This window comes from Hymenobacter saemangeumensis, from assembly GCF_039541835.1.
In the GTDB taxonomy this organism is placed as follows: Bacteria; Bacteroidota; Bacteroidia; order Cytophagales; family Hymenobacteraceae; genus Hymenobacter; species Hymenobacter saemangeumensis.
The window spans coordinates 40,568-63,123 of sequence record NZ_BAABGZ010000029.1 but is presented as its reverse complement, the minus strand read 5'-3'; the positions used below and the strand labels follow the sequence as shown (position 1 = coordinate 63,123).

At 63.2% G+C, this 22,556-nt stretch carries 21 protein-coding genes; 12 read left to right on the top strand and 9 right to left on the bottom strand.

The genetic code is table 11. From position 1 onward, the window contains the following. Positions 1 to 72: 72 nt before the first annotated feature. On the top strand, positions 73 to 462 hold the full coding sequence (locus tag ABD919_RS13410) for a VOC family protein (RefSeq protein ID WP_345236533.1): 390 nt from the start codon (positions 73 to 75) through the stop codon (positions 460 to 462). A 91-nt stretch (positions 463 to 553) separates the two neighbouring features. On the opposite strand, the gene ABD919_RS13405 is transcribed toward ABD919_RS13410, so the two are convergent. Genes ABD919_RS13405 through ABD919_RS13395 form a run of 3 tightly spaced genes read right to left on the bottom strand, consistent with a single transcriptional unit; the run spans position 554 to position 2,544 of the window. Then, a complete protein-coding gene (locus ABD919_RS13405) occupies positions 554 to 1,183 on the bottom strand; it encodes a hypothetical protein (protein ID WP_345236532.1) in 630 nt (209 codons plus the stop codon). 50 nt (positions 1,184 to 1,233) lie between these two features. Next, positions 1,234 to 2,031 carry an LVIVD repeat-containing protein gene (locus ABD919_RS13400; protein ID WP_345236531.1) on the bottom strand — a complete coding sequence of 266 codons (798 nt, stop codon included), beginning with the start codon at positions 2,029 to 2,031 and terminating at the stop codon, positions 1,234 to 1,236. A 3-nt stretch (positions 2,032 to 2,034) separates the two neighbouring features. Further along, on the bottom strand, positions 2,035 to 2,544 hold the full coding sequence (locus ABD919_RS13395; RefSeq protein WP_345236530.1) for an LVIVD repeat-containing protein: 510 nt from the start codon (positions 2,542 to 2,544) through the stop codon (positions 2,035 to 2,037). A 189-nt stretch (positions 2,545 to 2,733) separates the two neighbouring features. Here ABD919_RS13395 and ABD919_RS13390 point away from each other — a divergent pair, with 189 nt between their 5' ends. Beyond that, the gene (locus tag ABD919_RS13390) at positions 2,734 to 3,597 is read left to right on the top strand and encodes a glutamate--tRNA ligase family protein (protein WP_345236529.1); all 864 of its coding nucleotides are present in this window, start codon (positions 2,734 to 2,736) and stop codon (positions 3,595 to 3,597) included. A gap of 152 nt (positions 3,598 to 3,749) precedes the next feature. Here ABD919_RS13390 and nfi read toward each other — a convergent pair whose 3' ends face one another. Next, positions 3,750 to 4,445, bottom strand: a complete 696-nt coding sequence (gene nfi, locus ABD919_RS13385; RefSeq protein ID WP_345236528.1) for a deoxyribonuclease V — start codon at positions 4,443 to 4,445, stop codon at positions 3,750 to 3,752. Between the two features lie 171 nt (positions 4,446 to 4,616). Here nfi and ABD919_RS13380 point away from each other — a divergent pair, with 171 nt between their 5' ends. From ABD919_RS13380 to ABD919_RS13370, 3 genes are all read left to right on the top strand, one after another. Further along, a complete protein-coding gene (locus tag ABD919_RS13380) occupies positions 4,617 to 5,198 on the top strand; it encodes a DUF1990 family protein (RefSeq protein ID WP_345236527.1) in 582 nt (193 codons plus the stop codon). Beyond that, a complete protein-coding gene (locus ABD919_RS13375) occupies positions 5,191 to 5,913 on the top strand; it encodes a DUF1990 domain-containing protein (RefSeq protein WP_345236526.1) in 723 nt (240 codons plus the stop codon). Before ABD919_RS13380 ends, ABD919_RS13375 begins: the two co-directional genes overlap by 8 nt. A gap of 189 nt (positions 5,914 to 6,102) precedes the next feature. Beyond that, positions 6,103 to 7,146: an NAD(P)-dependent alcohol dehydrogenase gene (locus ABD919_RS13370; RefSeq protein WP_345236525.1), complete on the top strand. Its 1,044-nt coding sequence runs from the start codon at positions 6,103 to 6,105 to the stop codon at positions 7,144 to 7,146. A gap of 50 nt (positions 7,147 to 7,196) precedes the next feature. On the opposite strand, the gene ABD919_RS13365 is transcribed toward ABD919_RS13370, so the two are convergent. Further along, positions 7,197 to 8,735: a serine hydrolase gene (locus ABD919_RS13365; protein ID WP_345236524.1), complete on the bottom strand. Its 1,539-nt coding sequence runs from the start codon at positions 8,733 to 8,735 to the stop codon at positions 7,197 to 7,199. Between the two features lie 37 nt (positions 8,736 to 8,772). Then, positions 8,773 to 9,597, bottom strand: a complete 825-nt coding sequence (locus tag ABD919_RS13360; RefSeq protein ID WP_345236523.1) for a 3'-5' exonuclease — start codon at positions 9,595 to 9,597, stop codon at positions 8,773 to 8,775. A 93-nt stretch (positions 9,598 to 9,690) separates the two neighbouring features. On the opposite strand from ABD919_RS13360, the gene ABD919_RS13355 reads away from it, so the two are divergent. The 4 genes from ABD919_RS13355 to ABD919_RS13340 all read left to right on the top strand — a co-directional run bounded on the left by ABD919_RS13355 (position 9,691) and on the right by ABD919_RS13340 (position 14,085). Next, complete coding sequence (locus ABD919_RS13355; RefSeq protein ID WP_345236522.1) at positions 9,691 to 10,602, top strand: hypothetical protein; 912 nt, start codon at positions 9,691 to 9,693, stop codon at positions 10,600 to 10,602. A 41-nt stretch (positions 10,603 to 10,643) separates the two neighbouring features. After that, positions 10,644 to 10,949 (top strand): helix-turn-helix domain-containing protein, encoded by a 306-nt coding sequence (locus ABD919_RS13350; RefSeq protein WP_345236521.1) that lies wholly within the window; start codon positions 10,644 to 10,646, stop codon positions 10,947 to 10,949. A 99-nt stretch (positions 10,950 to 11,048) separates the two neighbouring features. After that, a complete protein-coding gene (locus ABD919_RS13345) occupies positions 11,049 to 11,420 on the top strand; it encodes a hypothetical protein (RefSeq protein WP_345236520.1) in 372 nt (123 codons plus the stop codon). Positions 11,421 to 11,595: 175 nt separating this feature from the next. Beyond that, on the top strand, positions 11,596 to 14,085 hold the full coding sequence (locus tag ABD919_RS13340; RefSeq protein ID WP_345236519.1) for a TonB-dependent receptor: 2,490 nt from the start codon (positions 11,596 to 11,598) through the stop codon (positions 14,083 to 14,085). A gap of 101 nt (positions 14,086 to 14,186) precedes the next feature. Here the strand turns inward: ABD919_RS13340 and ABD919_RS13335 are convergent, their stop codons facing one another. Continuing rightward, positions 14,187 to 14,930, bottom strand: coding sequence for a LytR/AlgR family response regulator transcription factor (locus tag ABD919_RS13335; protein WP_345236518.1), 744 nt, complete (start codon positions 14,928 to 14,930; stop codon positions 14,187 to 14,189). Further along, positions 14,927 to 16,024 carry a sensor histidine kinase gene (locus tag ABD919_RS13330; protein WP_345236517.1) on the bottom strand — a complete coding sequence of 366 codons (1,098 nt, stop codon included), beginning with the start codon at positions 16,022 to 16,024 and terminating at the stop codon, positions 14,927 to 14,929. The genes ABD919_RS13335 and ABD919_RS13330 overlap by 4 nt, the downstream gene beginning before the upstream one ends. A gap of 173 nt (positions 16,025 to 16,197) precedes the next feature. On the opposite strand from ABD919_RS13330, the gene ABD919_RS13325 reads away from it, so the two are divergent. The 3 genes from ABD919_RS13325 to ABD919_RS13315 all read left to right on the top strand — a co-directional run bounded on the left by ABD919_RS13325 (position 16,198) and on the right by ABD919_RS13315 (position 21,759). Then, entirely contained in the window at positions 16,198 to 16,665 is a 468-nt protein-coding gene (locus ABD919_RS13325) for a peptidase associated/transthyretin-like domain-containing protein (protein WP_345236516.1), read from the top strand. 356 nt (positions 16,666 to 17,021) lie between these two features. Further along, the gene (locus ABD919_RS13320) at positions 17,022 to 17,921 is read left to right on the top strand and encodes an ABC transporter ATP-binding protein (RefSeq protein WP_345236515.1); all 900 of its coding nucleotides are present in this window, start codon (positions 17,022 to 17,024) and stop codon (positions 17,919 to 17,921) included. A 187-nt stretch (positions 17,922 to 18,108) separates the two neighbouring features. Continuing rightward, positions 18,109 to 21,759 carry an ABC transporter permease/M1 family aminopeptidase gene (locus ABD919_RS13315; protein ID WP_345236514.1) on the top strand — a complete coding sequence of 1,217 codons (3,651 nt, stop codon included), beginning with the start codon at positions 18,109 to 18,111 and terminating at the stop codon, positions 21,757 to 21,759. 268 nt (positions 21,760 to 22,027) lie between these two features. Here ABD919_RS13315 and ABD919_RS13310 read toward each other — a convergent pair whose 3' ends face one another. After that, the gene (locus ABD919_RS13310) at positions 22,028 to 22,504 is read right to left on the bottom strand and encodes a peptidase associated/transthyretin-like domain-containing protein (protein WP_345236513.1); all 477 of its coding nucleotides are present in this window, start codon (positions 22,502 to 22,504) and stop codon (positions 22,028 to 22,030) included. Between the last annotated feature and the right edge of the window lie 52 nt (positions 22,505 to 22,556).

Sequence of the window (22,556 nt, the reverse complement as noted above, 5' to 3'; positions counted from 1 at the left end):
GCAACGAATATGGGCTAGACTTCGCCAATTATATTCGGTTTAATGCTCCTGTCATTTTCTGACATCACCTCAATGGCTTCTGCTTCACGGCTGATGGGGTTTCCTACGCTTCGCGTTGCGCGCCCAACCGATAATCTGGCGGCCCTCCTCCGGTTTTACTGCGAAGGGCTGGGCTTGCAGCAGCTGGCGGCTTTCACTGCCCACAACGGCTTCGACGGGGTAAGGCTGGGCCATGCCCGGGCTCCCTACCACCTGGAGTTTACCCACCAGCCCCGGCATGCCGCAGGCCGGGCGCCCAGCCTGCGGCCATCTGCTGGTGTTCTACCTGCCCGAGCCCGACGAGTGGCAGCAGGCGGTGCAGCGGCGCCTTTCTACAATCCCTACTGGGACCAGCGAGGCCTCACCTTCGAGGACCCCGATGGCTACCGCGTGGTGCTGCAGCAGGCCGCGTGGAATCGTTAGCCCTGGTGTAGTAAGACTGCCGCTATCGGCCCTAAATCACACCACGGCAATCAATACCAAGCAGATGATAACCGGCAGCCGGTAGAAATGGCTACTTCAGCACAAAGCCCAGGTTCAGGTCGAGGGTGAAGAAGGAGCCGGAATACCCGTAGTCGTTTGCGGAGGTAAGATAGCGGCTGTCGTTGCCAGCGCTGGAGGTGCTGCTCAGCCGGTTAAGGCTGGCGGCGGCATCAATGCGGAAACGGGGGCTGAACACCTGACACTGGTAGCCTATCGTGGCCACTCCCCCTACGCGGCGAATGCTTTCGGTAAGCTCACGGGGGCGGAAGGTGTAGTAAAGCAGGCCGTCGGGGCCAGGGTCTTCGGCCCAGGCTTCGCGCTGGTAGCTGAGCCGCAGCTGCTGGTAATCTACTTTCAGCCCTAGGTACAGGCCGGCCAGCTGGGCGCCTTCCGTATCGGCGCCGGGCAGGTAAAAGCGGGGGCCCAGGCTGAGGCCGTACCCCCTCACTTTGTCGCCGGCTTCATTGGCTGCCGGTGAAATACCGCTGGGGACCGTGCCGGCCAGCAGCCGCGGGGCCAGGGTTAGGCTGACTGGCCGGGCCAGCCGGTATTCAGCTTCCAGCTGGTAGGTGCGCGATAACAGGCGCAGCACACCCGCCTTCAGCACCAGACGGGCCGAGTCGGGTGCCAGCTGGGCCTGAGCGGAGGTAGCCGTCAGCAAAAGAAAGGCTGACGCGAACAGCTGCGAAAGGAATACTGCTTTGCGCCGCTTCATTGCCTGGGAGTAACGGGAATGCGGCTCAGCTGCTGCAGGCTGCCGCCGTTGGCGGCGGCCCGGTAGCGGTACTGGTAAAGGCCGTCGCTGCCGGTAACCAGCAGCACCCCCTGCCGGGCGATGACGTCGGTGGCCGCCACGTCGAAGCTGCGCACCTGCCGCAGCGTGGGCGTATTGGTGGCGTCGAACACCTTGATGGCATTGCCGCCATCGCACACAAATACCAGGGAGCTATCCGTGCCCAGGCCGTGCGGGCGCGTAAGAGGGTAGGAGCGGGCCAGGCGGGGCTGGCTTAGGTTGGCCAGGTCCACCACATCCATCTGGTTTACGCCCCGGGTGCAGTTCGTGCCTTCCCGCAGGGTTACGTAGGCGTAGCGGCCATCCACCACCACCGGGTCGCAGCTGGCTACGTGCTGGTAAGCGCCAATGCGCTGGGGCGTGCTGCCGGCAACACTGTAAATAAACATGCCCATCTGGCTGCCGATGAACAGATAAGGCGCCTGCGGAAAAATTGTTTCCACCCCCATGCCCACATTCACGACGGGGCCCGCAACGGGGGCTTCGGGCGTGCTCAGGTCGAAGGTGCGCAGGCTGGTATCGTCCACGGCATAGAGCGTGCTGCCCAGGATGGCGAAGCGGGCCGTGGAGCCGGCCTGTCCGTCGCCACCGCCACCGGGCGAAGCGCTGTTCATAACGCTGGGCGAGGCGCTGCTGGAGTCGCCGCAGCCGCCGCTGCTGAGGGTCAGGCCCAGGCCGAAAAGCACGGCCAATCGAAGGAAATAGAGCGTCTTCATGGCTTAGCGTTTTTCCCAGCCCACCACTACGGAGTTGGCAGGGCGGTTGGCAGGTTGAAACTCGGGGGCAAGGCGCACGTTGCGGAACGGTGGCTGCAGCTCCGGCAGGGCGTTGCGGGTGCGGCCGGCCACGCGCACGCTGGCAGGGTTGCTGATGTCGAGCACTACCAGGTCGGGCCCGCTGTCGGCGTAGAGCAGGTGCCCGTACACGGACAGGTCGATGTTGCCGGGAATGCGCAGAAACCGCAGGGCCACGGGCCGGGCCGGGTCGGCGTTGTCGAACACGTGAATGCCCTGGTACTGCTCGTTGATGAACAAGTAGCGGTTGGTGACGAAGATTTTGCCGGGTACATGCAGCGCCCGCGGCGGCTGGCCGGAAACGGCATCTTCAAATTGAGCGCGGGCCATCAGTATGGGCCGGAAGCGGGGCTCGGTGTCAGGTTCGGGCGTTTTATTCACGCAGCTCCCGAAAAACAAGCTCAGGAGTAGAAGTGGTGAGTAGAGCAGTCGCATAAGCAGGAGGAAGGGTGAGTGCAGGGCTGACCGCTAGCCGGCCGCTAGCGTTGCTTCAAGGTACGGAGGTTTTGGAAATAGAAACTTTGGTAAATGTAGTGGTAAGGCGGAGTTCCAGTCCGCGCAGCTACCTGCGTTCCGGCGCGGACTGGAACTCCGCGTTGCCGAGCCCTTATACTTGCGGTGCCAATGCCAGCTTTTTCGCCCGTCATTTCGCGCCTTGCGCCCACGCCCAGCGGCTTTTTGCACCTCGGCAACGCCGTAAACTTCGTGCTGACCTGGCTGCTCACCCGCCAGGCCGGGGGGCAGCTGCACCTGCGCATCGACGACCTGGACCGGGCGCGCCTGCGCCGTCCTTACCTCGACAACATCTTCCGCGTCGTCGACTGGCTGGGCATCGACTACGACCGGGGCCCCAGCGGCCCGGATGACTTTTTGCGCCACCACTCGCAGCTGCTGCACCTGCCGGCCTACCACGCCGTGCTGCGGCGGCTGGCCCAGCAGCCGGGCCTGCTGCGGGCCAGCCGCCGTTCCCGCACCGGCAGCTTCGACGTGGCAGTGCCCCTGGAAACGCCGGGCGCAGCCTGGCGCGCGCTGGTACCGGCCGGCACCATGGTTGCAGTAAACGATGCCTGGCAAGGCCTCCGGAGCCTGCCCCTGGGGGCCCTGATGCCCGATTTTGTGGTTCGTAAAAAGGACGCCGTGCCGGCCTACCAGCTGGCGTCGGTGGTCGACGACCTGCGGCTGGGTACCACGCTCATTGTGCGGGGCCAGGACTTGGAACCCAGCACGGCCGCCCAGCTCTGGCTGGCTGCTCAGCTGCCCGAAACGGCGGCCTTCAACGCCACCCGGATTCAGTTTTTGCATCATCCTTTGCTCACCGACGCAGCCGGGCAAAAGCTCTCCAAGTCGCAGCAGCGCCCGCTCGATGCCGGCGTACTCGCCGAGCAGGGCGGGCCGCGGGCCGTGTACGAAGCCGTAGCCCGCCTGCTGCAGCTGCCGGCCGAGGCCGCCGAAAGCCTGCAAACGCTGCTTGAGGGAGTTGCGACCTGAGGGTTAAGTAGTAAACGGGTTGATTAGTTGTCAGTTGTCAGTTGTCAGTTGTCAGGAATGTTCTGACATCTGCTTTGAAAGAACAGTCTGACAACTGACAACTAACAACTGACAACTAAAAAGTGAGCATGTCCTTTTACCTCAAACCAGGGCTAGGCTTCCCGTACTTCTTTCTTAAACTGCTCGGCCCAGTGGTCGGCCAGGCGGGTGGGCTCGGGGAGCTTGTAGCCGCGCAGGCACGCCAGGGTGAGGCGGGTGGCCGCGGCTTGGTCGCAGCGGTGGCCGGGGCTCACAAACAAGGGCAGCACCTTGTCTTTGCTGCGGATTACCTGCCCGATTACCTCGTCGGTTTTGTTGTCGAGCAGCGGTGCGATGCTGCCCCGCTCAGTGCCCGGCTCGGTGAAGCGGCCGGTGAGCTTTTGCTTGGCAACGCCAAAGGTGGGCATATCCAGCAGCACGCCCAGGTGGGCGGCGATACCCATGCGGCGCGGGTGGGCAATGCCATGCCCATCTACCATGATGACATCGGGCGGGTTCTTCAGCTTGCTGAAAGCCTCCATCACGTTGGGCGCTTCCCGGAAAGACAGAAAGCCCGGCACGTAAGGCATGTCCACGGGGCCGTAGCTGTACACTTTCTCGACCAGCTCCAGGGTAGGAAGCTGCAACACCACGAACACCGACAGAATCGTGTCGGGGGTAGGGAAGGAGGAGTCGCAGCCGGCAATGAGGCGGGGCTCCCCAGGCAGGGGCTCGTGCCGTACCTGCTGGCGCATTTGCTGTTGCCGCTCGGTGAGCTCGCGCACAAGTACGGGGTCGGGCGGCGGGCCGGGCGGGCGGTAGTAGGCCATTTTATTGAATTAAAAATTAAAAATTATGAATTATAAATTGTGGGCCGGGCTGTTTGCGTGTTGTTGGGGTATTGAAAATCTTAAGCCTGGGAAGGGCGTATACGCAGGTTAGAATTGAGTCGCCAGGCTCATTTATAATTTATAATTCATAATTTCTAATTAAATAACGCAGTGTCTGACCATCCGCAAATTGAGCAGCCGGCTACCGAGGGCTCCGGGCCCTGGCTGGAGCGCCGCTACTTTATCGACGTGGCCCGGCCGCGGCTGAGCCCGGCTGAGCTCATGGCCGAGGTGCGCTGCGACGTGCCCCGCTTCTCGCCCGAGCTGCTGGCCGGCTTCGAAAAACAAGCCGGCGCCGACAATGGCCTGCAGGTGGGCGACGAGTTTCACATTACCATTCTCGGGCCCTGGAACGGCTGCGTGCGCGTGACCGAGGTCGGAGCTACTGCCTTTGAGTTCATCACGCTGGAAGGCCACCCCGAGGCAGGACGTATCCGCTTCGAGGCCCATAACCTGGACGGGCGGCCCGACGTGCTACACTTTGAAATCCGCTCCCGGGCCCGCTCCCGCGACGGGCTGGTGGCCTTTGCCTACGACACGCTGGGCATTGGCAAAAAGGTGCAGGAGGCCACCTGGGTGGAGTTCTGCCACCGCGTGGCCCAGGCCAGCGGCGGGCAGGCCCTGGGCGATGTCACGGTTGAAACCCTTACGGAGCCCGCCGGGCAACACAACCGCCTCGAACGCCATGACTAAAGCGCCCGCAACCACCGCGCCGCCGTTGTGGGAGCAGCACCGCGCCCAGCTCGAAGCCTACGCGGAGGCCGAAGTTAACTACGACATCACCCGGCAAAGCGAGTACACCAGCGAAACCGGCTGGCGCATCGACGACTACGCCACCGAGCTGCCGCCCGAAGCGCCCGGCCCGCCGGAGCCCAACGGCACCTTTGCCGCCGCCCAGGAAGTGCTGCGCCGCTACTCCTTTCCGCCGCCCGACCTCATTACCGGCATCTTCCAGCCCGAAGGGCCGCTGGAGAAACGTATTATGCTGCTGCGGGCGCGGTTTCTGTTCTTCACCTTCTGGTTTGGGGTGCGCGTGAGTGGCGTGACCGACGAGCCTGCCCGCGACACGCCCGCCGGCCCGGAGCGGGTGTGGGGCTACGGCTACCGCACCCTTACCGGCCACTTCGAGCGCGGGCAGATTGACTTCACCATTCACAAAAACCTGAACACCGGCGCCGTCGAGTTTCGCATGCACGCCGTGTCGCAGCTGGGTCAGATTCGCAACCCGTTCTACTGGCTGGGCTTTAAGCTGTTCGGGCGCATGCTGCAGCGCCGCTTTGCCCGCGAGTCGCTCCGGCGCATGCGCGAGCAGGTTGATGCCATTCTGCTGGAAGAGCATGGAATGCCCCAACCAGCTGCTACTGGCGCGAGTTTAGCGCAGCAAAGCGTAACTCGTGCCAATTCATGATGCGGGTTTTCAACTCGCCCGCGAGAACTGTTGTCAGAACGGCTGGTTGTTAATCGGTCCAGCGGCGCCGACGGCGGAGGCGCAGCCTCCGGTCATGCAGGGCACGACTTACACTCCACTTCGTCGCGTAAAACTCGCGCCAGCCCCGGCAGAACATCAATAACTCATAATTCATAATTCCCTTCCAACATGCTTCCATCCAAAGCCTATGCGGCGCCCGCCGCCAACGTACCCCTGGCCCCATTCAGCTTCGAGCGCCGGGAGCCAGGCCCCCACGACGTCCACATTGAAATCCTGTTCTGCGGCGTGTGCCACTCCGACATTCACCAGGTGCGCGACGAGTGGGGCGGCTCCATGTTTCCGATGGTGCCGGGCCACGAGATTGTGGGCCGCGTGCGCCAGGTAGGCGCAGAAGTAACCAAGTTCAAGGAAGGCGACCTGGCCGGCGTGGGCTGCATGGTGGACTCCTGCCGCACTTGCCCCAGCTGCCAGGAAGGCCTGGAGCAGTACTGCGAAGTAGGCATGGTGGGCACCTACAACGGCCGCGAGCGCGATGGCTCGCCCACCTACGGCGGCTACTCCAACCAGATTGTGGTAGATGAGCAATACGTGCTCAAGGTCTCGGAAAAGCTGGATTTGGCCCGCGTAGCGCCTCTGCTCTGCGCCGGCATCACCACCTACTCGCCCTTGCGGCAGTGGAAGGTGGGCCCCGGCCACCGCGTGGCGGTAATGGGCCTGGGTGGCCTGGGCCACATGGCCGTGAAACTGGCCGCCGCCATGGGTGCCGAAGTAACCGTGCTCAGCACCTCGCCCAACAAAAAGGCCGATGCCGAAGGCCTGGGCGCCCACAAGTTTGTGGTGACCAAAAACGCCGAGGAGCTGAAGAGCGTCCGCAACTACTTCGACTTCATCATCAACACCGTATCAGCCCCGCTCGACCTGAGCCAGTACGTGAACCTGCTGCGTCGCGACGGCACCATGATTCTGCTGGGTGTGCCCCCGGAAGCGCCGGAGCTGCACGCCTTCGCCCTCATCGGCAAGCGCCGCCGCATTGCCGGCTCCCTTATCGGTGGCATCGCCGAAACCCAGGAAATGCTGGACTTCTGCGCCGAGCACAACATCATGTCCGACATTGAAATGATTGACATTGCTGACATCAACGAGGCCTATGAGCGAATGATGAAGGGCGACGTGAAGTACCGGTTTGTGATTGACCTGGCGACGTTGAAGTAGTAGGAATGATGATGGCGCGGGGCAGAGCCCCGCGCCATCATCATTCCTACTTACTGCTTGCTGAACACATACGGGTCCTGCTCCAGGAACTCATTCACCTTGATTTCCATGGTCTTTACCTGCCCATTCTCCACAGTGAAGGTGGCGGGGTAAATGCCATAGGCCGGGTTGGAGTAGGTGCTGCGGAAGCTTTCGCCGTCCATGTAATCCAGGGCGGCGGTGAGCTTGGGGTGGTGGGAGAAGCGGATGAGCAGCTGCTTGCCTTTGGCTTCCACGGTGACGGGGCCATACACCGGGTTCTGGTAGGTGCCGGCGTAGTCCTGCAGCTTGCGGGCGGGCTTTTTCTTCTGGGCCACGCGCTTGGCTTGCTCGTCTACAGCTTTGTAGGTAGCCAGGTCGCCGGGGTGGGCGATGTTGTAGAGCTGCCGGCTGCGGTCCACGTAGGGCACGCCCAGGTAGGCGTCGAGCAGCTGGTAGCGCAGGGCCTCGAAGAAGCTCTGGTTGTCCTGGTTGGTGAGCACGCTGATGCCCAGGCGCTCCTCGGGCACGAAGCACACGTTGGTGACGAAGCCGTTGGCGCCGCCGGTGTGCCAGTAAATCTGCTTGGCGGCGTAGTCGGCCGTGTACACGCCCAGGGCGTAGATGCGGAAGTGGATGGGCAGGATGGGCGACTTGGTGGTGCTGCTGATGGTGTTGCCCTCGCGGGTGCGGCGCAGCGTGGCCCAGGGCAGCACCTGCCGGCCCTGGTACTTGCCCGAGTCGAGCTGAAACTGCAGCCAGTGGCTCAGGTCGTTCACGCAGGAGGTGAGGCTGGTGGCCGGGCCCAGGTTGTCGATTTCATCGAAGGGCAGCTGCACGGGCGTGGTGCTGTAGGTGGTGGAGTAGGGCAGGGCAATATTCTGGCGCTGGCCGAAGCCGGCCGTGAGCGGCGAGCTGCGGCTCATGCCCAGCGGGGTGAGGATGCGCTGCTGCACGAAGGCTTCCCAGGTTTGGCCATTGTTCACCACCGGAATAATTTCGCCGGCGGTGAGGAAGCCGGCGTTGAAGTAGCCGTACTCCTGACGGTAGGACTGGCTGGGCTTGAGGGTGCGCACCTTCTGCACAATCTCGGCCTTGCTCAGGTTGGAGTCCCAGAAGGTGAAGTCGCCCTGAAAGGTCTTGGTGCCCACGCGGTGGCTCAGAATGTCGCGGATGGTGGCCTGGCGCGTGGTGGTGGAGTCGTAGAGGCGGAAGTCGGGCAGGTACTTGCGCACCGGGTCGTTGAGCCGGAGCTTTTTCTCTTCTTCCATCTGAGCCAGGGCCGTGCCCGTGAACAGCTTGGAGTTGGAGGCAATCATGAACAGGGTGTTGGCATCCACTGGGTCGGGCTTGCCCAAGGCCTTCACGCCAAAGCCCTGGGACACCACCACCTGCCCGTCTTTCACTACCGTCACGGCCAGGCCGGGAATGTTCCAGAGCCGAAGGCCGCGCTGCACGTAGCTGGCCAGGCTGTCGCGGATAAAGGCAGGACCAGTGAGGGTGGGTTGCGTTTGGGCTGCAGCGGGCAGTGCAGCAAAAAGGCTGAGTATGGGCAGGAATCGACGTTTCATGCCGTAATAATACGGCGACCTCTGCCACCCTTGGGTCCTACGCCAGCACCCGCATGGCGGGCACGGCCAGCGGGGGCCAGGGCGTGTGCACCACGGCCTCGTCGCTCCACAGGTCTTTCTGCCCGCTGAAATGCAGGTAGATGCGGGCGGTGGTGATGACGTCCTTCTCGCAGTAGGTGACGATGCGCTTGAGGTTGTTCTCGACCCAGAAGGTGTGGCCTACCTGCGAGCCATCGATGTCGTCTTTGGGCGAGGGAATGCCGAAGATGCCGGCCAGCAGGGGCAGGCTGATGTAGCCTTTGCCGTCGCCGAACTTCCATAAGTCCATGGTGTCGAGCAGGTGGGGCAGGTCCCAGGGCTTATGGCCAGCCACGTCGAGCATGGGCGGAATGCCCTGCCCGCAGATGAGCATGCGCCGGCCCAGGTAGCCGTAGTCGAACTCGCGGCCGTTGTGGGCGCAGAGGTAGAATCCTTCCTTGGTAGCCGTGCTCAGCTTGGGGCGGTACTCGTGGCTGGCCGGGGCAAAGCGCTCCAGAAACTTGCCGAAGCCGCGCAACACCTCGCACTCGTCGGCATCGGCAAAAGACTTGACGCGGAACTCCAGGGTGTCGTCGGTCAGATAGCGGAAAAAGCCCACCGAGATGCACACCACTTTGCCAAACTCGGCGTAGAGGCCGGCGTTGGCATACAGCTCGTCGTGGGTTTTGCCCTCGGCCAGCTCCTTGGCGTGGCGCTTGCCGCAGAATTTTTCCCACAGCGGGCGGTGCGGCTCGGGCAGCTTATCGTGGGTGGCGTGGCCGGGCACGGTTTCGATGTCGACGAAAAAGACGCGGGTAAGGTCGACGTGGCGGAGAATGTGCATAAGGCGGCTGGCGGTAGGGAAGAAGCAGGGCGTTGTTCAAAGCTAAGGCAAAATAGCGGGGCTGCCAAGGCCGCTCCGTGTACTTTCGTGGTCATGGTCTTCTCCTTTGGCCCCCATACTGCGCTGCTGCTGCCCTTTGTGGTGCCGGGCCTGGTGGCGACGGTGTGGCTGCTCGCCCGGGCTGTATGGCGCAGCCAGCTGGCCGATGCGCTACTGGCCCAGCTGGTGCTGCTGCCCACCCTGAGCGTGGCGCAGTGGCTGCTGGGCTACGCCGGCTGGTACGACAGCCACGACGGCTTCACCACCCTAATGTTTTACGTGCCCTGGCAGCTGGGCCTGGCGTTGGGGCCGGCCTACTACCTATACTTCCGCAGCCTCACCAATCAGGCATTCAGCCTGCGCCGGCAGTGGGTGCACCTGCTGCCCGCCCTGGGGCAGGTAGGGCTGTTTGCCCTGGCGGCGGCCTACGACCTGCTGTGGCTGCGCGGGGCGCGGGGGCTGGCTCTGCCCGACCATTTTGGCACCAAAGGGCGCGCCTCGGGCTGGCTCGACCAACTCAATCCGGCGCTGGAGGCGCTGGGCTACGCCCTGCTGCTGGGCTATGGCCTGCGTATGCTGGCCGACTACCGCCGCTACCGCCGCTACCTCAACGACAACTTCTCCGACCCCGAGCGGCTGCGCTTTGCCGGGCTGCGGCAGCTGCTGGTGCTGCAGCTGCTGGCCCTGGCCCTCAGCCTGAGCGTGTCGGGGCTGGAGGCGCTGCTCGGGCCTTTCAGCTACGACCAGGCCTGGAATGCCTTTGCCCTGCGCGGCATCCTGATTTATGGGCTTATCGTGGTGGGCCTGCAGGCCAACTACGCGGCGGCGACCAGCCCGCTGCGGTTCGAGGAGGCGGGCCCGGCGGCCCGGTCTGAGGCCGAGGAAAGCACGGCCGCCGCAGTCCCGGCGCAGGCATCGGCTGAGCAGGAAAGGCTGGCCGACGAAAAGCCCGGGCCCGCTCCCTGACGCCCGAGCTGCTGGCCCTGCGCGACAAGCTGCTGGCCCTGATGGGCGACGAGCAGCCCTGGCTGGAGCCCGAGCTGACCCTGACCGAGCTGGCCCACCGCCTGCGCAGCACGCCGGCCGCGCTCTCGCGCACCATCAATGCGGGCTGCGGGCAGAACTTCAACGACTTCGTGAACGGCTACCGGGTAGCCGAAGCCCGCCGCAAGCTGGCCGACCCGCGCTTTGCGCACTACTCCCTGCTAGGGGTGGCTTTAGAAAGCGGATTTAACTCAAAGTCAACGTTTAACCGAGTGTTTAAAAAGCTGGATGGGCGGGCGCCGGGGGAATTGGAGCGGCTCAAAACATAATCTGGGACGTCCCAGGCCATAAGTTGGAGCGACGTGGATGGGGTGAAAACAGACCTTTGGGCCATTCATCGCACATCACTTAGTCCTCCGCTTACACGCATGAAAAAACGCTTGATAGCCGCCCTGTTTTGCTTGGCCCTGGCCCTGCCTGCCGCCGCACAGTCCAACCTCAAATCGCACCTCCTGGTCGATGCCGGCAAGCAGTTTGCGCTGGGCGGAGGCCAGCCGGGAAGCTTCACCGTGGCGGGCCGCAACAGCGGGCCCGTGCCCGTGGAGGTGGCAGAGCGGCCCCGCAGCGGTGCGGTGGTGTCGCGGGGCACCCTGGCGCCCGGCCAGCGTGCCCGCCTGCGGTTTGCCGAGGGCTCTACGGCCCTGGTAGTAAACCGCAGCGCCCGCCAGGCCGTGCTCGACCTCACGGTGCGCGGCGACACGCGGGCATTACAAATGGTGTACGAACCCGCTTCCCGCTAGCTGGCAGGCGCTGAGTGCGGCCTCCGCTGAGTGCGCGGGTAGGGAATAAAATGCGCTGCCGCCCGTTAGCGCCCTGTATAAGCCTGATTATTCTTTCATGAATTATGTCGGGCGTAAGCAACCCCATGGCACCAAGGGCTATCTACTCTTCAATTCGCCCTTCTTTCCACCTTACATGACGCATTCTACTCGCTGCCTTCTTGGCGGCCTGCTGGGGCTGCTGGCTGGCGCCGGCCAGCCCGCCGCAGCCCAGGCTCCCGCTGCCCCGGTTACCCCGCCCGTAAGCACGGGCAGCCTCAATGGGGCAGTGCTCGACTCGCTGGGGCGGCAGCCAGTGGCGTATGCCACCGTGGTGCTGCTCCCTGCCGAAGGCGACAAGCCCATTACCGGTGTGGCGGCCGATGATGCCGGCAAGTTTACCTTAACCAAGCTGGTGCCCGGCAGCTACCGCCTGCGGGCCAGCTACGTGGGCTTTGCCACCCGCACCCGGGCCGTGACCGTGACCGACGGCGCCAGCCAGGTGTCGGCCTTCTACCTGCCCACGGCGGCCACCGCGCTGGGCGAGGCCGTGGTGGTGGGCACCAAGCCCGTGGTGGAAGTGCGGCCCGACCGCCTGGTGTACAACGCCGAGCAGGACGTGAGCAATGCCGGAGGCACCGCTGCCGACGTGCTGCGCAAAGCCCCGCTGCTGAGCGTGGACGGCGACGGCAACGTGAAGATGCGCGGCTCGGGCAACTTCAAGGTGCTGGTGAACAACAAGCCCTCGCCCACCCTGGCCAGCAACCTGGCCGAAGCCCTCAAAGGCATTCCGGCCGAGCAGATTCAGAGTGTGGAAATCATTACCACGCCGCCGGCCAAGTACGACGGCGAAGGCACCGCCGGCATCATTAACATTGTGCTGAAGAAAGGCGTGAACCGGGGCCTGAACGGGCGCCTGAGCGGCAGCACCGGCAACCGGAACAGCAACGTGAATGCCTCGCTCAACTTCAAGAAAGGCAAGGTGGGCATGACGTCGTCGCTGGGCACGGGCCGCTGGTACGGCCCCCAGGCCTCGGAGCGGGAGCGTACCGACTACTCGGCGGCCGGCGTGGGCCGCCTCACCCAGCTGGGCGAAGGGGAGTACGGCGGCGGCTGGTACTACGGCAACGTGGGCTTCGACTTCGACCCGGCCGAGCACCACAGCCTTTCGCTTACCGGCTCGGTGAGTGGCTACGGCGGCGACAACGAGCAGAACATGGTGAACCGCTACGTGGCCCCGGTAGCGGCACAAAACCAGCTGTTTACCCGCCGCACCACCAGCTTGTTCAGCGGCTACACTGGCGAGCTGACGGGCACGTATACCCGCACCTTTGCCCAGCCCCGGCGGGAGTGGAGCGTGCTGGGCCAGTATGCGTACCGCGACGGCACCTTTGGCTACGACTTCGACCAGTTTGAAAACAGCGACCGGGCGCTGGATACCCGCCTGGCCAGCTACCGCGAACGCAGCCGCGGCCGCACACCCGGCAGCGAAACAACCCTGCAAACCGACTTCACGCAGCCTTTCGGTGAGAAACAAACCCTGGAAGTGGGCCTGAAAGGCATTTTCCGGCGCACGACCTCCATTGCCGAGGTAGATGCCTTCCGGCCCGGCAGCACGTCCGACTTCGTGCGCCTGCCCGGCCGAACCACCGATTTTGCGTACGACCAGGACGTGCAGTCGGCCTACGCCACGTATTCCTTCGCGCTCAGCAAAAAGCTGAACCTGAGCCTGGGCGGCCGGGCCGAGCGCACGGCTATTACTGCTGATTTTCGGACCACGGAGTCGGGCTTCCGGCGTTCTTTTCTTACGGTGCTGCCCAACGGCAGCGCCCAGTACGGCATCAGCGAGGCCAGCAGCCTGCGCCTGGCGTACAGCCGCCGCATCACCCGGCCGTTTATCGACTTCCTCAACCCGTTTGTGGACCGCTCCGACTCGCTCAACATCAGCTACGGCAACCCGGCCCTGGACCCGGAGCTGACCGACTCCTACGAGCTGAGCTACAATACCATGGTGAAGAGTGCCACGTTGAGCGTGTCGGGCTCGGTGCGGCGTACCGACAACGCCATTGAAGGCATCCGCCTGCCCGGCGCCCGGCCCGGCATCACGGAGCAAACCTTTGCCAACGTGGCTTCGAATGTGTTTTACCAGCTCAATATCTACACTTCGCTCAAGCCCCTGCCCGACTGGGAGCTCAGCGGTGGGCCCGACGTGCAGTACGTCACCCGCCGCAGCCCGATGCTGAATACCGAGCGCCGCGGCTTCACTGCCGGCCTGAACTTCAACACCTCCTATAAGCTGTCGAAAAGCTTTACGGTCAATGCCTTTCTGTATTCGTCGCTGCCTTCGCCCGACCTGCAGGGCCGCGGCTCGGCCAATCTGTACTATGGCTTTGGCGCAAAAAAGAAGCTGTTCAAAGACAAAGCCGACCTGACCCTGAACATTGCCAACCCCTTCAACGACTACTGGCCCTACCGCAACACCATCAGCACGCCCCTGTTTGAGGAGCGGCAGGAATACCGCGCCTACCAGCGGGCGTTCCGGCTGTCGTTCAGCTACAGCTTTGGCCAGGAGCAGCAAGGCAAGCGGCGCAAGTCCATTTCCAACGACGACGTGAAAGGCGGCGGCAGCCGGCAGGGCGGGCAGTAAATTTTGAGACGTCAGACCTTAGACGTTAGACATGAGAAAGTTCTTCTGTCAGAACTATTCTAACATCTCATGTCTAACGTCTAAGGTCTGTTTAAAAGGCTTTACCGCAAATGCAGCTGGCGCAGCACTTCCTGGCGGTAGGTACTGCCGACGGGCACTTCGCGGGCGCCCACCCGCAGCACGTTGCCGCTGAGGCGCTCCACGCCAGCCAGGTTTACCAGGTAAGACTTGTGGGTGCGCATGAACTGGGCGGCGGGCAGCTGGCTTTCCATGTGCTTCATGGTTTCGGCCGTGAGCAGCACCCGGCCCGTGGCCAGGTGGCACTTCACGAAGTTGCCGTAGCCTTCCACCACCAGCAGGTCGGCAAAGCGCACGCGCTCGGTGCCAGCGTCGGTTTTCAGGAAAAGGGAATCGGTGGCGGGAGCCGCGGCCGGTGCGGCGGGCGGCGGAGGCAGAGCCGGGGCGGGCGTGCTGCTGCCCGCGTGCAGGCGGTTGACGGTTTTGATGAAGCGCTCGAAGCGGATGGGCTTGAGCAGGTAGTCGACCACACCCAGGTCGTAGGCGTCGATGGCGTGGGCGGCGTGGGCCGTGCACAGCACCACGGCCGGCGGCTGGGGCAGGGCCCGCAGCAGCTCCAGGCCGGTCAGCTCGGGCATGTCGACGTCCAGAAACAGCACGTCGACGGGCGTGCTGCGCAGGAAGGTGAGGGCCTCCACGGCGCCGTAGCAGCTGCCGGCCCAGGTTACCAGGCCCGGCAGGCGGTCGAGGTAAGTGCGCATTACGGTGTGGGCCAAAGGCTCATCGTCGACCAGCAGGCAGCGTAGGGGAGCAGAAGCGGAAGTCATAAAACCAGCTGAAGCGTGGCAGTGTAAGACGTGTCGGTGGCCTGTACCATGAACTGATGGCGCTTGTTGGGGTAGAGCTGGGCCAGGCGGGCCCGCAAGTTAGGCAGGCCCAGGCCCGAGGGGGCCGGCCGGAAGTGCGGCGGAATGCTGTTGTGGGTGCGCAGGCTAAGGCCCACGTCGGTCTGGGTGAGGCGAATGCTGATGGAATTCTCCCCGCTGGGGCCAATGGCGTGCTTAAAGCAGTTTTCCACCAGCGGCAGCAGCAGCAGCGGGGCCAGGGGCTGCTCGGGGTAGGGTAGGTCCACGGTGAACTCCACCTGGGTGTTCTGGCGCAGGCGCAGCTTTTCCAGGCCGATGTAGTTGCTCAGGTACTCGGCCTCGGTGCCCACCGTCACGGTGCGCTGCCGGGAGCTGTCGAGCTGGTAGCGAATGAGGCCGGCCAGCTGCAGCAGGGCCTCGGGCATCTGGTCGGGGGAGGCCAGGCTCAGGCCGTAGAGGTTGTTGAGGGTATTGAACAGGAAGTGCTGGTTTACCTGGGCTTTGAGCAGGCTGAGCTCGGTTTCGAGCTGTAGGGCCCGCAGCTCCTGCATCTGGATGTGGCTCACGATGCCGCGGCGCAGGTAGCGCACCACGGTAGAAGCGAATAGGACAAACAGTATGTTGGCCCCGCTTTCCAGCCAGGGAGCGGGCTTGTCTTTGTTGCCCACCCCCATTCCTACCTGTGTGCCACTGTCAGGAGGAACTATCCTGGGTTTGTCGCCGCCGGGTTCCAGCTGCACCGTGCCCAGCTTGCCATAGTCGCGGGCTGCGTAGAGCAGCCCTGTGCCGGTGGCGAGCACGGCCGCCAGGCCCAGCACGTAAGCCAGGTAGCGGCGGCGCTCCAGCACATACGTGAGCAAGGCATAGTGCGCATAGATAACGGCGGCGGGTATCAGCAGGAGCAGGGTAGAGTAGGGCACGCCCAGCACCTGCAGGTTGCCCTTGGGCGTGGCCTCCTTCAGCAGGTTGAAGGTGCTGATGATGAATATCCAGGCCAGGACGTGGCGCGTAGCGCGGTGCCGGATAACGGTGCGAAAATGGTGGCTCCAATTCATGCTGCAAAGCTACTGGCCGGCCCCAGGCAGCTAAAATGAAAATGACCAACGCCGTTGGTCCGCGGTTGAAGCGTGTTCGTCACAAAAGGTCCTGGGGTAGTCACAATGATTGGGAGGCCGGGCCGGGGGTGGATGAATTTTGAGCCATCAAACCACCTCACACTCATCTGCTCATGAAATCATTCCGTACCCCCCAGCTCTTTGGCGCCGCCCTGCTCGCCACCACCCTGTTTGCCCTGCCCGCCCGGACCCAGGCCCAGGCCAGCCAGCCCGGCCCGGCCTCGCTCGTAACCCAGATTGTGGACGAGCTTACCCACGCACCCCTGGCCTACGCCAGCATTGGGGTGCTGCACCAGCCCGTAGGGACGGCCGCCGACGACCAGGGCCGGGTGCGCCTGGCAGTGCCCGCCCGGTACGACCAGGATTCCCTGCGCATTACGCTGGTTGGGTACGCCCCCATCACGGTGAAAGTAGCTGCGTTTCGGCAGCAGCTGGCCCGCAACGGGGGGCGGGTGCTGCTGCGGGCCGTGCCCGTGCAGCTGCCCGAAGTGGTGGTGACGGCCCGAAGCACACAGCGCGGGCTCATCAGCAAAATCACCCTGCCAGCCCCGCAGCAGCAGGGCCTGCCGGTGGCAAACTAGGCAAGAGGCTGCCAGCGCCCCCAGGCCGGGCTGATGGCTGAGGCAGCACGCCACCCATTAGTCCCGTCATATGGCAGCCGCCGGCGCGTTATTGTCGCAGGTGCTCTGCTACTTATATATGGGAATAATTTGCCTGCGCGCATTCAGCTTATGCATGATTTGCCGGAGCTTCAATATCAATAGTTTGCAAAGCCACCGTGGAACTTCTTACTATTGCTGATTAGGCAACCCGGGCACTGTTTCTTTCATCTGTGGAAAGACTTTGTAATGCCCGAAAGCTTCCCGCGATTTAACCCGTGTACGGCTCCATCCCTTAAAAACAAACCATCAATCCTTCACCAAACCACCGCTTCTGTATGGCCTTAGTAATCGACAACCTCTCCAAAACCTACGCCAATGGGACGCAGGCCCTGAAAAGCGTCAGCCTGACCATTCCCAAAGGCATGTTCGGCCTGCTCGGGCCCAACGGCGCCGGCAAAAGCTCGCTGATGCGCACCATAGCCACGCTGCAGGATGCCGACACGGGCAGCATTTTCCTGGACGACCTCGACGTGCTGCGGGAAAAGGAGGCCGTGCGCCGCGTGCTGGGCTACCTGCCCCAGGAGTTTGGCGTGTACCCCCGCGTGAGTGCCGAGGAGCTGCTCGACCACCTGGCCGTGCTCAAGGGCATAGCCAACAAGGGCGAGCGCAAGGCCATTGTGGAGGCCCTGCTGCAGCAAACCAACCTCTGGAATGCCCGCAAGAAAAACCTGGGCGGCTACTCCGGCGGCATGAAGCAGCGCTTCGGCATTGCCCAGGCCCTGCTCGGCAACCCCCGCCTCATCATTGTGGATGAGCCCACCGCCGGCCTCGACCCCGCCGAGCGCAACCGCTTCCACAACCTGCTGAGTGAGATTGGCGAGAACATCATCGTGATTCTGAGCACCCACATCGTGAGCGACGTCACCGATTTGTGCCGCAACATGGCCATCATCAGCCAGGGCCAGGTGCGCCTCACCGGCGACCCCCTCACCGTGATGGAGCAGCTGCGCGGGCAGGTGTGGTGCAAGCTGGTGAGCAAAGACGAGGTGGCCGCCCTGCAGGCCCAGTACCACGTCATCAGCTCCCGCCTGTTTGCCGGCCAAACCATTGTGCACGTGCTCAGCGACTACCGCCCGGATAGCGGGTTTGAGGAAGTAAACCCCGATTTGGAAGACGTGTACTTCGCCCAGATTTCTGAAAGTAATAAGAAGAAGGAATTAAGTACAGGGTACTAGCGCGCTGCCGGCGCAACCCCACCCCCGGCCCCTCCCCGATGGGAGAGGGGTGCGTTCTAGAACAGCAGTCGTCTGGCTCCCCTCCCCCGGAGGGGAGGGGCCGGGGGTGGGGTAAAACGACTCCGCCGACTGGCAAACACACCAAAAGTTGTTTCACTACTCACTACTGAGTACTTACTACTAACCCATGTTCTTACCAATATTCCTCTTCGAGCTGAAATACCGCCTGCGCCGGCCGGCCACGTGGATATACTTTGGGCTGCTCACCCTGATGGCCGGTTTGCTGGTGTTTGGCGCCGGCGGTGGCTTTGGCTCCGGCACCAACATCAGCCTGGGCGGCGATGGTGGCCGGGTGCACATCAATTCGCCAACTTCTACCATTGTAACAATAGCCCTGCTCAGTGCGCTGGGCATGCTCATCACCTCGGCCATCATGGGCAACCCGGTGTACCGCGACTTTGAGCACCGCACGCATTCGCTGTTCTACACCACCCCCATCACCAAGTGGGGCTACCTGGGCGGGCGCTTTTTCGGCTCGCTGGTTATCTGCCTGCTGGTGTTCAGCGGCGTGGTGCTGGGCTGCTGGCTGGGCGCCATCATGCCCGGCGTGGAGGCCGATAAGCTGGGGCCTTTCCACTTCAGCTACTACGCCTGGCCGTTTCTGCTGATGGTGCTGCCCAACCTGCTGTTTTCGGGGGCCATCTTCTTCACCCTGGCCACGCTCACGCGCAACGTGCTCAGCATCTACATCGGCTCGGTGCTGCTGCTGATGGTGTACCTTATTGCGCAGTCGCTGATTGGCGACCTCGACAACAAGCTGCTGGCCGCCGGGCTCGATGCCTTTGGCATGACGGCCATGCGCTACACCGCCCGCTACTGGACGGCCGCCGAGAAAAACACCCAGCTGCTGCCCCTGAGCGAGTACATTCTGCTCAACCGCGCCATCTGGCTGAGCTTCGGGCTGGGGCTGCTGGCGTTCTGCTACGCCCGCTTCCGCTTCTCGGCCTTTGCTTCGGACAAGGCACCTTCCAAGGCTAAGAAAGCTGCCGCTGCGCTCGAGGTACCCACGGCGGTAGCCGGCATGGGCGGCCGGCTGCTGCTGCCTCGCGTGGCCCAGCTGTTCACGGGCGGCATGCACCTGAGCCAGTGGTGGAGCCTGGCCAAGCTGGAGTTTCTCAGCATCGTGCGCAGCACCTACTTCGCGGCCATTGCGGGCGCGGGCATCATCTTCGTGCTGGTGGTGGGCTGGCAGGCCGGCAAAACCTATGATACCGAAACCTACCCCGTCACCAACGAGATGGTGGGCATCATCAGCGGCAACTTTGCCCTGTTCATCCTCATCATCATCACCTACTACTCCGGCGAGCTGGTGTGGCGGGAGCGCGACGCCGGCGTGGCCCAGATTACCGATGCCCTGCCCGTGCCCAACTGGGTGCCTTTCCTGAGCAAGCTGGCCGCCCTGGGCGGCGTTCAGGTGGTGCTGCTGGGCGTGGTGATGCTGTGCGGCATGCTGCTGCAAACCCTGAAAGGCTACTTCAACTACGAGCCCGGCCTGTACCTGACCACGTTGTTTGGCCTGCAGCTGCCCGACTACCTGCTGCTGTGCGTGCTGGCCATGCTGGTGCAGGTGCTGGTGAACAACAAGTACCTGGGGCACTTCGTGATGGTGGTGTACTACGTGGCCAACATCTTCAAGGGCCAGCTGGGCATCAACCACAAGCTGCTCGACTACGCCGGCAACCCCGAAGTGCAGTACTCCGACCTCAACAAGTACGGCCACTTCCTGGAAAGCTTCAGCTGGTTTAAGCTGTACTGGGCCGCCGGGGCCCTGCTGCTGGCCCTGGTGGCCAACGTGCTGTGGGTGCGCGGCACCGAAGCCCGCTTCGCCCACCGCGCCAGCGAAAGCCGCCGCCGCTGGGGCCGCCCGGCCTGGACGGCCCTGGCCACCGGCCTGGTGATTATGATGGGGGCCGGTGGCTTTATCTTCTACAACACCAACGTGCGCAACCAGTACATCACGCCCAAGCAGCAGGAAAAGCTGCAGCTGGCCTACGAGCAGAAGTACCGCCGCTTCAAAGACCTGGCCCAGCCCCGCATCGTGGCCGTGAACCTGAAAACGGACATCTACCCCGAAACCCGCGGCGTGCACCTGGCCGGCACCTACTGGCTGAAAAACAAGCACGCCCGGCCCCTGGATACGGTGCTCATCACCCTGGCTCAAAGCCCCCGGGTGCGGCAGCTGAGCCTGGGCCAGCCCGCGGCCACGCTGATGCTCAACGACAGCACCGCCCGCCTGCGCATGTACCGCCTGGCCCAGCCCCTGGCCCCCGGCGACTCCCTGCTGCTCAGCATGGCCCTGGACTACCGCGAGCTGGGCTTCCCCAACCAGGGCTCCAACACCGACATTGTGCAGAACGGCACCTTCTTCAACTCCAGCTACCTGCCCGGCATCGGCTACAGCGACGCCGGCGAGCTCAGCGACGACGACGTGCGCAAGCGCAACGGCCTCAAGCCCAAAGAGCGGCAGGCGCCCGCCACCGACCTGAAGGCCCGCCAAAGCAACGGCCTGAGCGGGGGTGCCGACTGGATTCGCTTCGAAGCCGTGGTGAGCACCAGCCCCGACCAGTTGGCCGTGGCCCCCGGCCGCCTGCTGAAGGAGTGGAAAAAAGACGGCCGCCGCTACTTCCACTACAAGATGGAGCAGCCCATGCTCAACTTCTACACCTTCCTCTCGGGCCGCTACGAGGTGTACAAAGACCAGTGGCAGGATTCGGCCGGGCAGCGCGTGGTGCCCATCGAAATCTATTACCAGAAAGGCCACGAGTACAACCTCAAGCGCATGGCCGCCGCCGTGAAAGAGTCGTTCGACTACTACACGGCGCACTTCAGCCCCTACCAGCACACGCAGGTGCGCATCATCGAATTTCCGAAATACCAGAGCTTTGCCCAGAGCTTTGCCGGCACCATTCCCTTCTCCGAAGGCATTGGCTTCATTGCCAAAGTAGACCCCAACGACCCCGAGGACGTGGACTACCCGTTCTACGTAACGGCCCACGAAATTGCCCACCAGTGGTGGGGCCACCAGGTGGTGGGCGCCGACGTACAGGGCAATACCATGCTGGTGGAAACCATGGCCCAGTACTCGGCCCTGATGGTGTTGAAAAAGCACTACGGCGCCCACATGATGGGTAAGTTCCTCAAGTACGAGATGAACAGCTACCTCATGGGCCGGTCAATCGAGCGCAAAAAGGAAGTGCCGCTGGTGAAGGTAGAAGGCCAGGGCTACATTCACTACCGCAAGGGCTCGGGCGTGATGTATGCCCTGCAGGACTACATCGGCGAAGACAAGGTAAACCAGGCCCTGCGCAGCTTCATTACCCAGCACGCCTACGAGTCGGCGCCCTACAGCATTGCACCCGACATGGTGAAGGAGTTCCGCAAGGTGACGCCCGACTCGCTGCAGGGCCTTGTCACGGACCTGTTCGAGCGCATCTCGCTCTACGAAAACCGCCTCACCGACGCCACCGCCACCAAGCTGGCCGATGGCCGCTACAAAGTGAGCCTCACCGTGCAAAGCAAGAAGCTGGTAGCCGACAGCCTGGGGGCCGAAAAGCCCGTGGCCCTCAACGACTACCTGCCCGTGGCCGTGTTTCCGGAGCAGGGCAAGGACAAGAGCAAGCCCGTGCCTCCGCTGCTGCTCACCAAGCAGCGCCTGCAGGCGGGCACCAATAAGCTCGAGTTTGTGGTGGCCCAGAAGCCCGCCCGCGTAGCCGTAGACCCCTACAACGAGCTGGTGGACCGCGTGCTTGATGACAACAGCAAGGAGGTAGAGCTGTAGCCTTTGCTTGTCGGGAAAGAAGCTCCGCTCTGGCCAGGGCGGAGCTTCTTTTTTTGAATGGCGGCTGGACTAGGAATGCCCTTGCTCCCGTTGCTGGGGTATGATTTTATGCAATAAGCCCCAGCCTGTAAGGGCCGGAGCTTATTGGTTTTCATAGCTCGTGCAGAAAAAGGTGCTAGGCAGAAAAAAGGTGGATTTGCAGAATAAAAGGGAAAAGCATGGCGGGCAAATGAGGATAGGGCAGGGGCGCTTGTGGAAAGTGCGCTGCTTACTGAGCGGGGTTCGGTACTTTCTTCACGGTCAGGCCGTACCGCTCTTTGAAGGTCAGGTCCGACACGAAATGCTTGCCTTTGGGCGTCTGGGCCCGGAGCAGGTACACGGTGTTGCTGGGTTCGGCTACGGGTAGGGTCAGCACTTCCTCCTGCAGGCCGGCGTAGCTGCAGGTTATTTCTACTTCGGTGGCGCCCGCAGGCACCGGCAGCTCAAACACCCCATCGGAGTTGGCCACGGCTACGGTGCTGCTGCCATGCAGCCAGACCGTGGCGCCGGGCAGCACGCCGCTCATGCCCTGCACCACGCCGTACATCACCTTGGGGCCTACGGGGCCGGCTGCCACGTTGATATTAGCTGAGAGAAGAATGTCTTCGGGCATTACCACGCGGGTACAGGCCAGCTGGGCCTTGCCAGGGTGGTTCACTAAAAAAGTGGCTGCGAAAAAGAAGGCGGAGGTCAGCAGCGTTTTCATAGCTAATTGTACTTAGGCGTGATTGATTTTAACGATGCAAACATAGGCGGTT